A 12966-nucleotide genomic window follows, 5' to 3' on the forward strand; every position below is an offset into this window, starting at 1 on the left:
AGCAGAGGAGGTTAGAGTATCGAAACCAGAAAGATATGTTTTGTGAGCGACTGGTATTATCCAAAGATCGGGGGTGTGGAGAGCCATATAGATTACCTGTCCGAACTTATGGCCAGGCGCGGTAACGAAGTGCATATATTGACCCACAGGCACAAGGATCTGAAGGGCAAAGTCGCAGAACATGATGCACAGAAGAGGCAGAGAGGAATAACGATTCACAGGATAAAAGGCCATGCTGTCAGAAGATGGGGTGCAGTAGTTGATCCGAGAACTCCATGGATTGTAAACGATGTTATAAGAAGAGAGAAGTTTGAGCTTATACATGCCCACAGTATCTATTCGCCAATAGCTATGGTGACGGCATATGCTGGCAAGACCCTGAGGAATATACCGACACTTGCCACGAACCATTCACTATGGGGGGATGATGTGCATATGGGCAATCTGCTCACGCACCTGCTGCGTGAGGAGTTTACAAGATTGGATGCATTGATTGCGGTAAGCAATGCAGTGAAAAAAGATACAGAGCGTTTTTGCATGGATAAACCTGTATTTGTTATTCCAAATGGTGTAGATTGCGATAAGTTCTACCCTGATGCAAAAAATAGACGGGATATCCGCAGATCATTCGGATTCAGTGATGACGATATTGTGATCATCACAGTAGGCAGACTGGTGCACAGGAAAAGGATGCATGAGCTGATACAGATAATGCCTGATCTAACTAAAAGATATGATGTTAAATTGCTAGTCGTGGGCGATGGTCCAGAAAAAGATAAACTGATTGATCTCTCAAAATCGTTGAACTTGAATGGACATATAACTTTTACAGGTTATGTATCAGACCCCCGCGATTATCTGAACGCATCCGATATCTTCGCTCTATGTTCTGTGGACGAGGCACTTGGAATATCCATACTCGAAGCTATGGCATGTGAACTTCCTGTAGTTGTAAAGGATGTAAATGGCATACGTGATATATTGAACGGCAACAGCAGCCTTCCACCAGCCAGAGATGCGGTTGATATAAAGAATAATATCGAGCTTTTGATCCAGAACGAGGAGATCAGATCAAAACTGGCAAAAAATAACAGGAAACATGTCCTCTCAAATTTTGCCTGGGACATTGTCTGTGAGAAGACACTCGATGTTTATGAATTTATAGAGCAGGTGGCTCAAGCTGATGCACATAAATATTATGATATGAAGCTTGCAAAAATGGGAAGGATTGTCAAAAGGTTATCGCCCGGCTATGAAAAGAACCATAACCATAACGGTAGATGTTGAGCCTGACTGCCCTCCATACCTTCGAACATACAGAGGTATAGAATCAGGGCTTCCAGAGCTACTTCAGGTTCTGGAAAAATATGGCATAGAAGCGACATTTTTTATAACAGGGGAAGTGGCCTCAAAATACCCGATGCAGATAAAAGAGATAGCAAAGCATCATGAGATCGGATGTCACGGTTACTCTCATACACGTTTTGACAGGATGACCTATAGAGAAGCCGTGTATGAGATAGAGAAAAGTACCGAGGTATTGTGCAGGCTCACAGGTCAGGAGAGTATAACCTCTTTCAGAGCGCCTAACCTCATATTTCCTGAGAGGTTTCTGGGGATCTTGAAAGATAATGGATATCTAATTGATTCATCTATTGCTGGATATAAAATTGGTGATTTATACAGGGCAAAGATGAGCAATTTAAGTAATGGACTGTTAAGAATCCCGGCATCCGCCACCTCATCCCTGCTGCGTTTGCCTTTTGGCAATGAAATAATCAGGCGTATGCGACCGCCGATAGTCCTGTTTTTCCATCCCTGGGAGTTCGTGGAAATGTATGGCGAGCCTGTCAGGTGGGACTGCAAAGTTAACACTGGAAAAAGAGCGCTGCAGAACCTTGAGTTATTGATCAAGATATTTAAAAACAAGCACTATCGATTCTGTACGATATCCAGCTTTCTGGCTCATTGAGAAGATATAGTATTTTGTCGAGATCGATGCAAGGGATTAAATACGTTTGACGCCATCCAAAATATGGGAGGTGAGAGGAATGGAGATATCCAGTATTGCCAGTTGCGATATGACCGCTTGTTCTTACAATATGAAAAACCAGTGTCATACTTTTGCCATAACAGTGGGCGCACATGCAGAGTGTGATACCCTCTACTACAGGGCAAAGAGGCAGGGCGGAATTGAGGAAACCGAAGGGAAAATAGGAGCATGCATTGCGTCAGAATGCAAATTCAACGAACGCCTGGAGTGCCAGGCCGGCAGGATAGACGTAGGCTCACATGAGGCCCATGCTGACTGCAAGACATTTGAGCCGAGAGCCTGAGACAGGCCCCCGGCCATCTTTTATTTTTTAACGTATAGGAAAGTATAAACGCATTTCTTCCTCCTCATCTTGAAATCTGATAGTCTAAAAACAACGAACATAAACGAACTGGAACGAACTCCAAGAGTTCGTTTTGAGTTAGTATAAGTTCGTTGTTAATAATTTTGCCCCCGCAGGGGCTTTCTTGATGCAGGGAATGTTCATCAGTCCACAAAGATACGAACCACTGTAGTTCTGGGGTTATATTTAAAGAGTTCTTCCATAATCTCAACACTTTTAGCCTTATCATCACGATTTATCTGGGCGAGTATTCTTCCGATTACAAGCTCTGCATCCTTTTCACTCCTCAGATTTATTCTCACTGCTTCTATCATACTATCATCCCGTAATAAGATCAGATCTAACAAACAGTATTCATCCTTTCACCATATAAAATCTTCGGTTATCCGAATTTATAAATTAGATTAACCTAATAAGATGAACGTGTTAAAAATCTGTCCCTTATCCTGGCGCTTACAGAGTCTATAATCAATACCACTGCAAGCGTGAGCAGTACAGCAGTTGTGAGCCTCTGGTACTGGAAAAGCTGGATATAGTTAATCATATAGAATCCGATTCCACCCGCACCCACAAAACCCAGTATGGCAGAAGACCTGACATTGTACTCAAACATGAAGAACAACTGGCTCAGGATATGGTTCATGGATTCCGGAAGCACCACAAAGCGTATCTCCTTAAGGCGCGATATGCCAATCGCTCTCACAGCATCGAGAATCTCCTGATCTACTGCCTCAAAGGCCTCATAGTAGAGCTTGCTCAGGTAGCCAACAGAGTATATAGCCAGTCCCAGCGTTCCGGGCAGGGGTCCAAGGCCGAAGGCAACCACAAATATAATAGCCCAGAGAAGGGCAGGTATAGTCCTGATACCCCCCAGGAAGAGGCGAGTGACCGCACTTATATTCCTTCCCGATATGTTCCTTGCTCCAAGAAGCCCGAGCGGCAGGGCGGCAATAAATCCCAGGATTGTTCCCATAAGTGCCATCTGGATAGTTTCTAATATTGAGTATAGAAGCGTCTCAGTGACACTCAGATCAGGTGGAAAAAGGTCAGCAGCAAAGATAAAGAGATTGCTCACTCCGCGGGTGAGCCTATCAATATCAAAAAAACCAATTGAATTGGCCAGGTATAGTATTATTCCTGAAAAAATCACGGCTTGAAGAAAGCCTTCTCTTGAATGATTCATTATGTAAATATGTCCCTTACCCTGTCATAATCAAGCTCATATGAGCATATCTCATCGATCTTGACTCCATTCTTTATGATCACGGTCATATCACAGTAGTCGCGGGCCAGGCTGATATCATGTGTTGCAATAACCAGGGTGGTGTCTTTTTCTTTTATTTTTTTCATCATATCCATGATCTCCTTTGCAGTTACAATATCGAGGTTGGATACGAACTCATCTGCAAGGATGATCTCAGGCTCCTGCATCAATGCCCTTGCTATCGCTACCCTCTGCCTCTCTCCACCGCTTAAGGTATACACTTTCTTATCTGCCTTACCTGCTATACCTGCCATATCCAGGTACTTCATAGCAAGCTCAATCTCTTTTTCCGGGAATACTCCAAGCAGAGTACCTGCGAACCCTATTCTGGAATGTGCGCCGACAAGTACATTCTCAAGAGCCGTCAGGCCGCGCACCAGGCCGAGCTGCTGCGGGATATATCCCACCTCATGCCTCTCAAGATCACCGTTGCTGCCTCTGATACTTATCGAGCCACTGCACGGTCTTATCAGGCGGCAGATGATCTTTAATAGCGTTGTCTTGCCCGAGCCGCTTGGCCCTATAAGTGCCAGTAAAGCGCCGCGCTTAACCTTAAGGTCAATGTCTTTTAAAATGTGGTTACTCCCGTTATGGGAATACCACACATTATGAAGCTCAACCGCGTACTCAGCCACAGCCTCACCCGAGTTTTTCTGTGAATTTGTAGCCTGTGGTATTCAGGGTAGTTGTTAGACCTGCAAGATGCTCCTCGTTGCTTGTCCTCTTGAATCCCACGAAAATCGCTGAGACTAATTTTCGCATCAGGTCCTGATGCTCTGGCTCATTCAGTTCAAGGAAAGCATCTATTAGCTCAGATCGAAGAGGTTCCTTGAGATCTTTACTGAATACTACACCGTGGGATGGGATCGGTCCCTGGGTTTCTATTATCCGCGTATTATCCATTACCTCATTGAATAGTTTCTCTGACACATCACCTGCTATTACCCCTGCATCAGCCTGCCCCCGCTTCAGGGCATCCCACGCAGTACCGTATCCGCCAGGAGTCGCCACCGTGCCAAAGAACTCCTTTGGATCAGCTTCCTTACCCGGGGCTGGTGTTGATATCAGGCCTTTATCAATAAGTTTCGCTACAGGGAACAGGTAGCCTGAAGTAGAGGTCAGGCTTGCGTATGCCATTCTTTTTCCTCTCAGATCCTCAAGTTCAGTATAACTTGAGTTCTTCATAACAATATAGTGAGAATAATAATATGTTTCATTGGTTTTTTTCCCGTCGATCATGACCTCCCTTACCTCGGCTAATACGACATCGGTTCCGGCAAGTTCTGCAGAGACAGCGGAAGGCCATGCGCTCATCAAGCCCACCTGCGAATGCCCAAATCTGAGAGATTCAACAACCGCAGAATAGCTCATCGGCACATAGATCTCAATATCTGCATTTACCCTTTTTTCTAAGAAAGCTTCAAGCTCCTTTGCACTTGATATTATCTCATCTGCCTGCTGGGTGGGCTGAATAGCGATCGTTATTTTAGGTCTGGTTGCCTGATCTGCTGGTGCCTGTGACTGGAGACATCCTGATAAAAACACAGCAGCTATCAGTATCAGTACAGTAATTACAATAGTTTTTTTCATCTTTTACCTCCTTTTATAAGGTTAACCTAATAACTTATACCGTAAAGTTTATATTAAAGCTTTCGGTCATCCGAATAAATAATTTAGGATTTCCTGAGCATTTCCAGGGATTTGATAGTTACCTCAACTAACTTAGAGGAAAGGCTGGGTCTTTTTAAGTTCTGCACAAGACGGTATCCCTCAATAAAAGCTCTTTTTCTCGGACATTTCTCACAAATGTTTCCATCCCAGCATATCACCTCATAATTGATTCCATCAAACTCGATGACTTCTTTCTTTGAGGTTCTCAAAAAAAGAAGCTCATTTATTCCTTGGATCTTTAAAACAAAGCTTCCGCGGCAGGGTTTTAAATAAGGGAGTACTATATTCTCAGCATCCACGCCAACAGGTATGGGTGGAATCCCAATTAAATGCAGATCGAATATCCGATAACCAGGCATAACATAATAAATTTCATTGAAGTTTGCTTTTATATAATCCGCACATTCCCTGTAGGAACTGTTTCCCAATAGTATCTCGTAATTTAATTCCTCAATACATGCCATGTATATCAATCCATGAAGATGTGAAGTGTTATTCTTGGTACTTCCATCATGCTATCACCCTGTGATAGGGGTATACCTAATCCCAAAGAATAGTTCATGAATCAGGATCAGATAGGAGTGGGAATCAGGCATACTAAACAATCATTGTCTTCCTGACATATAAATCCTTCGGATATCCTAATAATTATGTTCGGTTATCCGAAATGTTTATGTAGCAAAAGTACAATCTCGGTGGTGGAGGAAAATTATGGTAAATGTTAAAAAACCCACTTTGTTGAGGGTCACTGCTCTAATAGTGGTTTCCACACTATTTGTAGTGGCTCTTCAACTGCCGTATTTCGCATCTGCACAGCATATGAAAGGAGATATGGAAGAGGAAGAAATAATCCGCGAAGCAAGAAAAGCGGAGATAATAAGCAGCGACATAACTGACATGTCAAGTTCAGTAAGAAAGGTTGAAAACACTCGTAAGACGATACCAGAACCCCAGATAATAAATCAAAGCGTAACTGGCGTTCTTGTATATACCCATGCAGTACCGAACGATCCACTTGGATTTGAACCTGGTAATGACAAGATCACTGCTATCGAGAATGACCTGGAAAAACTCCAAATACGATCTGAAAAGATTTTACACATGCCCTATACATGGAACTTTGGATTAATGAGCCTTGGTAAAAGCGGAGTAAAGTACTCTATTTTCCTGTACACTGACATGTTCGGTCCGAATTCAACAGTCATACATAATGTCACCCGCATCTTCGCAGGTATAGATGACGTTGATACATGCCCGGGTTTACTCATAAACGAATCCAATGCCGGAAGGTTTAATTATACAAGAATCGTGCAAAAGTACGGCCCTATATGCTCATACATGGGAGCAATCACAATACCAGCGCCAACATTCAGTGATTCCACGATTGTACTGGCAGAGCCAGCCAGACCAGATCACCCCATACTGAGGGAGATATTTGTAAAGCAGGTAAAATCAGTAAGTCAGGATCCGAAGAATGAGATCATAGTGCTAGTGGGTCATGGAGCAAGGAATGATTTCAATGACGAAGCTCAGAAAAAGGAACTTTCAAATGCAGCAAGCTATGTTAAAAGTAAGATGGGATTTGCAGGTTCTACAGGAGTAACTGCCAGGGAAGACTGGCCCGATTTATATAAAATCGCAGTCCCAGAAGCTGTCTCAACAATAAAATCTCTGTTGAACGATACTGGAGCTAAAAAGGTGATACTTGTACCTGCAACCGGCGGTCATGGTTTCGATATGATTGCAGAGGCACTCGACAGCGAAGGTATCAATTATGTCAGTGCACCGGAAACGCTTCCAATAGGAGAAAAGGAATTCAGAGACTGGGCGCTTAAAACAGTAAGAGAAACAATAGACTTTATCAAAAAAGAAAGGCCGACAGAATCCACCATCACTCCTTACTGGAACAGGACGTATTGACACCTTCGACACTCGACTGAATGAACCAATCCAATAAATAGACGGGATAACAGGATTAACAGGATGAAGTGCAAAAAATCTATCCTGTCAATTCTGTTAATCCTGTCCATCGGCTGAATTTTAACTTTAAAACAATACTTCAAGTTTGAGATTTATCCAGATGCAACATCAAGTACCATCATTATTGCAAAACCTACCATAGCACCCATGGTTGCCAGATCCGCATTACCATTGTTCTGAGATTCAGGGATCACTTCCTCAACAACAACAAAGATCATGGCTCCTGCTGCAAAGCCCAGGGCATAGGGCAGAACAGGTTTTGCAATATTAACGGCGATAGCACCAAGAACAGCAGCGATAGGCTCAACAATTGCGGATAACTGTCCATACCAGAAGCTCTTCAAACTGGACATTCCATCACGTTTAAGAGGCATTGAAACCGCAAGTCCTTCAGGAAAGTTCTGTATCCCGATGCCGACAGCAAGAGCTATAGCTGCAGGTAAAGTGGCAGAAGGAAAACCAGTGGCAACTGCTCCAAAAGCAACCCCTATCGCAAGACCTTCGGGTATGTTATGCAGCGTTATGGCGAGAATTAGCAGAGTACTGCGCTTCCATGTGGTCTTGATGCCTTCAGCCTTTTCTATTGGAGAGCCAAAATGGAGATGCGGAAGTACTTTATCAATACCACCCAAGAAAATACCGCCGACGAGAAAACCTACAACAGCAGGAAACCAGGCGGGAATATCTTTGCCTTCTGACATCTCAATAGCTGGAGCAAGCAAGGAGAAGAAGCTTGCAGATATCATAACTCCGCCTGCAAAACCAAGCATTCCATCAAGCGCCCTCTTGCTTATGTCCTTAGACATGAACACAGCAGATGCGCCAAGTGCAGTCATGCCCCAGGTAAATACTGTACCAAGTAGAGCCTGTGTAACAGGCTCAAGGTTTTGAAAAAAATCAATCATTTTTTTAGAGCTACCAGAAAAATAATCGATAACCTCCATGCTTTAGCCGCAGAGAGGTTTAGCATTGTCAACAAGCTATTCAATATGCCTGAATCTTTGGGTGTATGGTCCTTCCCCTGGCACTCGTCTCCTGAAATGACCAGATGGTCCCTCACCCAGCAGCTCCTCAAACCAAGACTCGTGCTCTACCTCCTCATGCAGGATAGCTAGCGAGATGTCATATGTTCTGGGGTCTTTACCCTGTGTGTAATTACAGATATCGGTATAGATCCGGACAGCGCATCTTTCAGCTCCTACAAGAACTTTGAGTATTGCTTTGATATCAGTTACATCTTCTGGCAGATAGGCTGCCGCACATGCTGCATCATCATGCAATTCTTTTAGGTCTCTGTAAAGCTCTCCCCCAAGCTCATAGATTCTTGGAACAAGCGTCTCGAAGTGGAGACGGTCTTCCAGGCGTGCATCCTCAGCAATCTCCTTGAAAGCTTCTCCTTCGGGACCGGTAAGGTGCATCCTTAGAAGCGTGTAATAGTAGTAAGTGGTGAGTTCAGCAGCCGCCGCCTTCTTTAATTTGTCGATCAGGACATTTATGTCGATTCCTGCATTCTGTATTAGTTCTCTGTTTACTTTAGCCATTCTATCACTCCCCAATTACTTGTTTTTTAAAAATTCTATTTAATTCTTTGCTTGCTACTACTCACTTTTATATCTCATTCAGTATTTTTTTCCAGCACTATTAGCTGAAACATGAGATATCGATAGAACTCAGTGTCGCGCTGTAATACATGAGGCGAATAAAGGAAATCGTGGGAGGAATATGATAAGTCAATAAGTTGACTTATCATCCTCTTTTAATTTTGTTTAATTCTTGAACAGATCAGCTTTCTCTCCAATATCTTCAGTCTTTATTACAATCTCATTTCCCTCAACTATATACGGAAGCACGATCGGATTGCATCCCCCTCCCAGATCTATTGTATTCGGATCGATAGGTGCCCCGCACCGCTTGCATATGAGCAGATCACCTTCCTGTACGTAGCCTGCAGCGCCGCACAGGGCGCAGGCATCGTAAGCGACTGCAACACCTCCATCAGTTTTCTGTATTGCAAGAATCCTGACATCAGCCCTGCCATCGCTGCCGTGCATGGGACAGTCTGCAGGATGGTTCTGTGCATCACAGATGTATTTATGAAGATCGCCATCAGCAGCGCTCGCCACCGGAATCCTTACCTCTTCTCCTGTCACGCTTATTTTTTCAGGCTTTGGATCCACGCCCTGCGGCAGTGCTGATATCTGGGCGCTCACAAAAGCAAGTATTAAAAATGCGGCTACGATGCCTGTTGTGATTTTCCTGTTTCTCTCTTTGCGCACAGCAGCGAGCGCTTTTCTTTTTTCAATGCCTTCAATACCCTCGGTGTTAATATGCTTCCACGGAACCATTACAAACAGCAGCACAAGGAAACTGAGCATGATGCCTGTAAAAACGATGGATGCGGATTCCTTCACAAGCGGGCCTATGATCGCCATCCCTGTCTGGCTCAGGTTTATAATCCCGACCTCAGACCATTCGTGGATTCCGCCAACTATCAACTGGAATATTATTACGGCCAGCATCATCCCTGTTATCTTGAAGAACCTTCCAAGGTTCATCTTCATGCTGCCTTTAATGAACAGGTAGCCGAACAATACTGCCAGTATAAGGCCTGCTGCTCCTTCCAGTGCAATAAACGGGCTTGCCTCTTTTACAGTTGCAGAGAGGAACAGTACTATTTCTGCCCCCTCTCTGAAAATCATAAAAAAGGTAAGCGCCAGTACCCCGAGTGCCTGCCACTTACTGAATGCGCTCTCAACACCCTGCTCGATATCCTGCCTGATATGCTTTGAGGTGCGGTGCATCCAGAAGAGCATCGTAGCCAGGAAAAATGCAGCTATGAAGAACATCAGGCCCTCCATGAACTCGCTCCATTCTGCCATGAGCATCTGGATTGCTACAGCAGTCGCGAGGCTTCCTGCTATAGCAGCGATCATGCCTGCATATACATATTTTTTCATCTCTGGCTTATTGGTCTTGCCAAGGTATGCAAGTATAATACCAATAACAAGAGCAGCTTCTATTCCTTCCCTTAAAGTAATCGTTAAAGTTTCAAACATACTTTCTGCCTCTTATTAGGTTTACCTAAGGTATTATAATACAATAACATATATTAAACATTTCGGTTATCCGAATATTATAGTTCTATTGACCTTATTATAGCATTTTTGGCTCGGGTGAGACCATCCGCTAATTCAAAAGCTTAAAAAGGGTGTGGTCATAACGGAGACAAAGGTTGCTTCACTGATACAGAAAATAATCAAAATGGTATCTGAGCAATCTCAAGATATTTATTTAATGTTACGCAACATTTATCATGCTTTGCATACTACTCATGTCCAATGAGTAAAGTACCCTTGCTTATCAGCCTTATTCTATTACTTACCTCGATCAGTGCAGCAGGTGCAATTTCAGTAGAGAACGTGATAAAACTCAATGTCACTGAAACAGAACTATGGGACCCGGTTATCAGCCCGGATGGAACAAAGGTCGCCTATATTGCATATGATGATCAACACATCCAGCAGGTATTTGTAATAAACACGGACGGCACAGAGAGAACAAAGCTTACCAGCGATGGATTTAAAAAATGGGGACTCGCGTGGGAACCTGATAAGATCGCATATGTTTCATTCGGGAAAGACGGGCTGGAGAAGATATTTGTTATAAACCCTGATGGCACTGAGAACAAACAGCTCATTCCTGATAACACAAGGCAGGGAAATTCGATCGAAAGACCAGTATGGGCTGCTCCATCATGGAGTCCCGATGGGGAATTCCTGGTGTACACGTCACTGGATGAGATGGCAAATCCGAAGATGTACATAGTCAACGCAGATGGCACAGGAAAGAGACTGGTTTTTAACGACACATTCAAGCAATGGAGCCCTTCAATAAGCCAGGATGGAAAAAGTATAGTATATGTATCATACAATGATAGACTTAGAGAAGAGCTTTTTATAGTAGATATAGTGGACGAAGCAGGAACCGGGAGAAGACAGCTCACCTTTGATGAGATAAAAAAGAACAATCCGGTCTGGGGGCCGGCTGGCACAATAACATATGTCTCCTACGAAGATGTGACTTCATCCGCTGAGAAGATCTTTGCAATCAACACTGATGGGACCAGCAGGAGATTGTTCATTGATTCGGATTATAGACAGATAAGCCCGGCATTTAGCCATGATGGTGAAAAATTCTCATATGCAGCGATAGACAGCTCTGGTACAGTGAGAATTGCAGTGGGAGATATTGCTGGTATAACAGCTGCTGTACCAATTGCTACTCCTGCTGAAACCGCTCAGGCAGTAACAACACAGACTGTAGCCCCGACTGCACCTGCTATTGAGACCCCGATACTGGAAGGAATCAAAGAGAAGCAAGAAGAAGAAGGGGGCGTTTTATGGACTATGTTTATGGTACTGGCTGTAATAATCATAGTACTGCTTGTTCTTCTGGTGGTCTCGGATATCCTCTCTAAGAACTGATCAATCCACTTCGAAGGGCATCAGACCCTTCTTTTTTACCCACCAGTAGGCAGCCCATGTTGAAAGGATCGTTGATACAACAAGGAGGGCTGAATACCATATCCTGTCCTCAGGCCCAAGATCAAAAGCCGAATTACTGAGAATAGTTGCAAGGGTGTTTGGTACAAGCACTGCTGTCCCTATTATAGTAAGCCAGGTCAGGACAAGAGCAAGCCTGTTGTTCACGATCTGGAGCTGGTTGTTGTAGATGCTCTGCAGCACCTCCAGTCCTGAGGCCAGTACCTCGGACATGTGCTCGCTAAGGGATATATGCCTGTTGACATCATCAGATAGTATACCCACGCGGGCAAGCAGCTTGCTGTTGTCCGTCATAAGTTCAGCATCGCCATGCCGGAGTGAGTTCACGACATCAAGTGTGGCCCACAGCGTATCCAGATAGCTTATAAGGGCATGTTTCATATTGTATATCTCTGGAGCGATCATTCCCCTTGGTGTCATGGGGTCCATCAGGATCTTGCTGAGTTCATCTCCCCTGGATTCTATCTCACGCAGATGGTCAAAATTCCTGGTAATATTTACATCAATAATTCTTGTAAGAATGATTGTCAATTTATCCTGCTGCAGGAGGTTAGGTTTGATCTTTCTCATAAAAGCATCTGCATACCTTGAGAAACGCACCAGGCGGCTCACGGTTTGATTATGAATCGTGAGAATCAGGTCCTTTCTTATTAGAATTAATATCGGGCTGACATTAACTTCAAATTCCTTTACTGATACAGCAGGGAGCATTAATCCCAGTTCAGTATCGCGGTCCTCATAAGCAGATAGATAATTTGAGAGGATAATGGGTACAAGGGTAGAACTAAATCCAAGATTAATTGCAATGACCTCTGCATCTTTCTCTATATCCTGTACAGGGAAATTCAACCATGCAATAGAAGACTCTTTAAGGAACGGTATAAACTCATGCGGACTATCTCCTATAAATTTTAACGGCTTGCCCCCAGAGACCGGAAGCGCCACGCAAAGCGCGCGTGAACCGTTATTTTGAGGGACAGTATTCTGTTCTTTATTCCCTTCAATAAGTATCGTGTTTGCCTGTTTTTCCTCGTTCATACCGTCTCCTTAATAAACCTGATCCGCAGGATTATCTCTTGTATTAATCTATTCT

Annotated in this window: 14 protein-coding genes; 5 read left to right on the plus strand and 9 right to left on the minus strand. The window is 43.8% G+C overall.

Going from position 1 to position 12966, the window contains the following annotated elements; translation table 11 throughout:
- Nucleotides 1-42: 42 nt before the first annotated feature.
- The 3 genes from ANME2D_RS13705 to ANME2D_RS13715 all read left to right on the plus strand — a co-directional run bounded on the left by ANME2D_RS13705 (nucleotide 43) and on the right by ANME2D_RS13715 (nucleotide 2336).
- Complete coding sequence (locus ANME2D_RS13705) at nucleotides 43-1287, plus strand: glycosyltransferase family 4 protein (protein WP_048092796.1); 1245 nt, start codon at nucleotides 43-45, stop codon at nucleotides 1285-1287.
- The gene (locus ANME2D_RS13710; RefSeq protein ID WP_048092798.1) at nucleotides 1253-1972 is read left to right on the plus strand and encodes a polysaccharide deacetylase family protein; all 720 of its coding nucleotides are present in this window, start codon (nucleotides 1253-1255) and stop codon (nucleotides 1970-1972) included. The genes ANME2D_RS13705 and ANME2D_RS13710 overlap by 35 nt, the downstream gene beginning before the upstream one ends.
- A 79-nt stretch (nucleotides 1973-2051) precedes the next feature.
- Nucleotides 2052-2336 carry a DUF1540 domain-containing protein gene (locus tag ANME2D_RS13715; protein WP_048092800.1) on the plus strand — a complete coding sequence of 95 codons (285 nt, stop codon included), beginning with the start codon at nucleotides 2052-2054 and terminating at the stop codon, nucleotides 2334-2336.
- Nucleotides 2337-2539: 203 nt separating this feature from the next.
- Here the strand turns inward: ANME2D_RS13715 and ANME2D_RS18185 are convergent, their stop codons facing one another.
- The 5 genes from ANME2D_RS18185 to ANME2D_RS17520 all read right to left on the minus strand — a co-directional run bounded on the left by ANME2D_RS18185 (nucleotide 2540) and on the right by ANME2D_RS17520 (nucleotide 5795).
- Nucleotides 2540-2710, minus strand: coding sequence for a hypothetical protein (locus tag ANME2D_RS18185; protein ID WP_157834132.1), 171 nt, complete (start codon nucleotides 2708-2710; stop codon nucleotides 2540-2542).
- 95 nt (nucleotides 2711-2805) lie between these two features.
- Nucleotides 2806-3579, minus strand: a complete 774-nt coding sequence (gene phnE / locus ANME2D_RS13720; RefSeq protein WP_048092807.1) for a phosphonate ABC transporter, permease protein PhnE — start codon at nucleotides 3577-3579, stop codon at nucleotides 2806-2808.
- On the minus strand, nucleotides 3579-4295 hold the full coding sequence (locus ANME2D_RS13725) for a phosphonate ABC transporter ATP-binding protein (RefSeq protein WP_052368938.1): 717 nt from the start codon (nucleotides 4293-4295) through the stop codon (nucleotides 3579-3581). Before ANME2D_RS13725 ends, phnE begins: the two co-directional genes overlap by 1 nt.
- 4 nt (nucleotides 4296-4299) lie before the next feature.
- Nucleotides 4300-5250, minus strand: coding sequence for a phosphate/phosphite/phosphonate ABC transporter substrate-binding protein (locus ANME2D_RS13730; protein ID WP_048092811.1), 951 nt, complete (start codon nucleotides 5248-5250; stop codon nucleotides 4300-4302).
- Nucleotides 5251-5333: 83 nt separating this feature from the next.
- Nucleotides 5334-5795, minus strand: coding sequence for a DUF1894 domain-containing protein (locus ANME2D_RS17520; RefSeq protein WP_081810298.1), 462 nt, complete (start codon nucleotides 5793-5795; stop codon nucleotides 5334-5336).
- Between the two features lie 247 nt (nucleotides 5796-6042).
- Between ANME2D_RS17520 and ANME2D_RS13740 the strand changes: the two genes are divergently transcribed.
- On the plus strand, nucleotides 6043-7251 hold the full coding sequence (locus tag ANME2D_RS13740; protein WP_048092813.1) for a hypothetical protein: 1209 nt from the start codon (nucleotides 6043-6045) through the stop codon (nucleotides 7249-7251).
- Between the two features lie 152 nt (nucleotides 7252-7403).
- On the opposite strand, the gene ANME2D_RS13745 is transcribed toward ANME2D_RS13740, so the two are convergent.
- The 3 genes from ANME2D_RS13745 to ANME2D_RS13755 all read right to left on the minus strand — a co-directional run bounded on the left by ANME2D_RS13745 (nucleotide 7404) and on the right by ANME2D_RS13755 (nucleotide 10367).
- Nucleotides 7404-8216, minus strand: coding sequence for a ZIP family metal transporter (locus ANME2D_RS13745; protein WP_048092815.1), 813 nt, complete (start codon nucleotides 8214-8216; stop codon nucleotides 7404-7406).
- A gap of 75 nt (nucleotides 8217-8291) precedes the next feature.
- On the minus strand, nucleotides 8292-8852 hold the full coding sequence (dps, locus tag ANME2D_RS13750; RefSeq protein WP_048092817.1) for a DNA protection during starvation protein: 561 nt from the start codon (nucleotides 8850-8852) through the stop codon (nucleotides 8292-8294).
- Nucleotides 8853-9077: 225 nt separating this feature from the next.
- Nucleotides 9078-10367: a Fe-S-containing protein gene (locus tag ANME2D_RS13755; RefSeq protein WP_048092819.1), complete on the minus strand. Its 1290-nt coding sequence runs from the start codon at nucleotides 10365-10367 to the stop codon at nucleotides 9078-9080.
- A gap of 282 nt (nucleotides 10368-10649) precedes the next feature.
- On the opposite strand from ANME2D_RS13755, the gene ANME2D_RS13760 reads away from it, so the two are divergent.
- Entirely contained in the window at nucleotides 10650-11795 is a 1146-nt protein-coding gene (locus ANME2D_RS13760; protein WP_048092821.1) for a TolB family protein, read from the plus strand.
- Here ANME2D_RS13760 and ANME2D_RS13765 read toward each other — a convergent pair whose 3' ends face one another.
- Nucleotides 11796-12911, minus strand: a complete 1116-nt coding sequence (locus ANME2D_RS13765) for a CorA family divalent cation transporter (RefSeq protein ID WP_052368939.1) — start codon at nucleotides 12909-12911, stop codon at nucleotides 11796-11798.
- Nucleotides 12912-12966: the final 55 nt, after the last annotated feature.

It is taken from the genome of Candidatus Methanoperedens nitratireducens (assembly GCF_000685155.1).
Lineage (GTDB): Archaea > Halobacteriota > Methanosarcinia > Methanosarcinales > Methanoperedenaceae > Methanoperedens > Methanoperedens nitratireducens.

Excerpts from the sequence above, each read along its gene's own strand:
- ANME2D_RS13710 (WP_048092798.1), top strand. The coding sequence starts at position 1,253 with ATGAAAAGAACCATAACCATAACGGTAGATGTTGAGCCTGACTGCCCT.
- ANME2D_RS13715 (WP_048092800.1), top strand. The coding sequence starts at position 2,052 with ATGGAGATATCCAGTATTGCCAGTTGCGATATGACCGCTTGTTCTTAC.
- ANME2D_RS18185 (WP_157834132.1), bottom strand. The coding sequence starts at position 2,710 with ATGATAGAAGCAGTGAGAATAAATCTGAGGAGTGAAAAGGATGCAGAG.
- phnE (WP_048092807.1), bottom strand. The coding sequence starts at position 3,579 with ATGAATCATTCAAGAGAAGGCTTTCTTCAAGCCGTGATTTTTTCAGGA.
- ANME2D_RS13730 (WP_048092811.1), bottom strand. The coding sequence starts at position 5,250 with ATGAAAAAAACTATTGTAATTACTGTACTGATACTGATAGCTGCTGTG.
- ANME2D_RS17520 (WP_081810298.1), bottom strand. The coding sequence starts at position 5,795 with ATGGCATGTATTGAGGAATTAAATTACGAGATACTATTGGGAAACAGT.
- ANME2D_RS13740 (WP_048092813.1), top strand. The coding sequence starts at position 6,043 with ATGGTAAATGTTAAAAAACCCACTTTGTTGAGGGTCACTGCTCTAATA.
- ANME2D_RS13745 (WP_048092815.1), bottom strand. The coding sequence starts at position 8,216 with ATGATTGATTTTTTTCAAAACCTTGAGCCTGTTACACAGGCTCTACTT.
- dps (WP_048092817.1), bottom strand. The coding sequence starts at position 8,852 with ATGGCTAAAGTAAACAGAGAACTAATACAGAATGCAGGAATCGACATA.
- ANME2D_RS13755 (WP_048092819.1), bottom strand. The coding sequence starts at position 10,367 with ATGTTTGAAACTTTAACGATTACTTTAAGGGAAGGAATAGAAGCTGCT.
- ANME2D_RS13760 (WP_048092821.1), top strand. The coding sequence starts at position 10,650 with ATGAGTAAAGTACCCTTGCTTATCAGCCTTATTCTATTACTTACCTCG.
- ANME2D_RS13765 (WP_052368939.1), bottom strand. The coding sequence starts at position 12,911 with ATGAACGAGGAAAAACAGGCAAACACGATACTTATTGAAGGGAATAAA.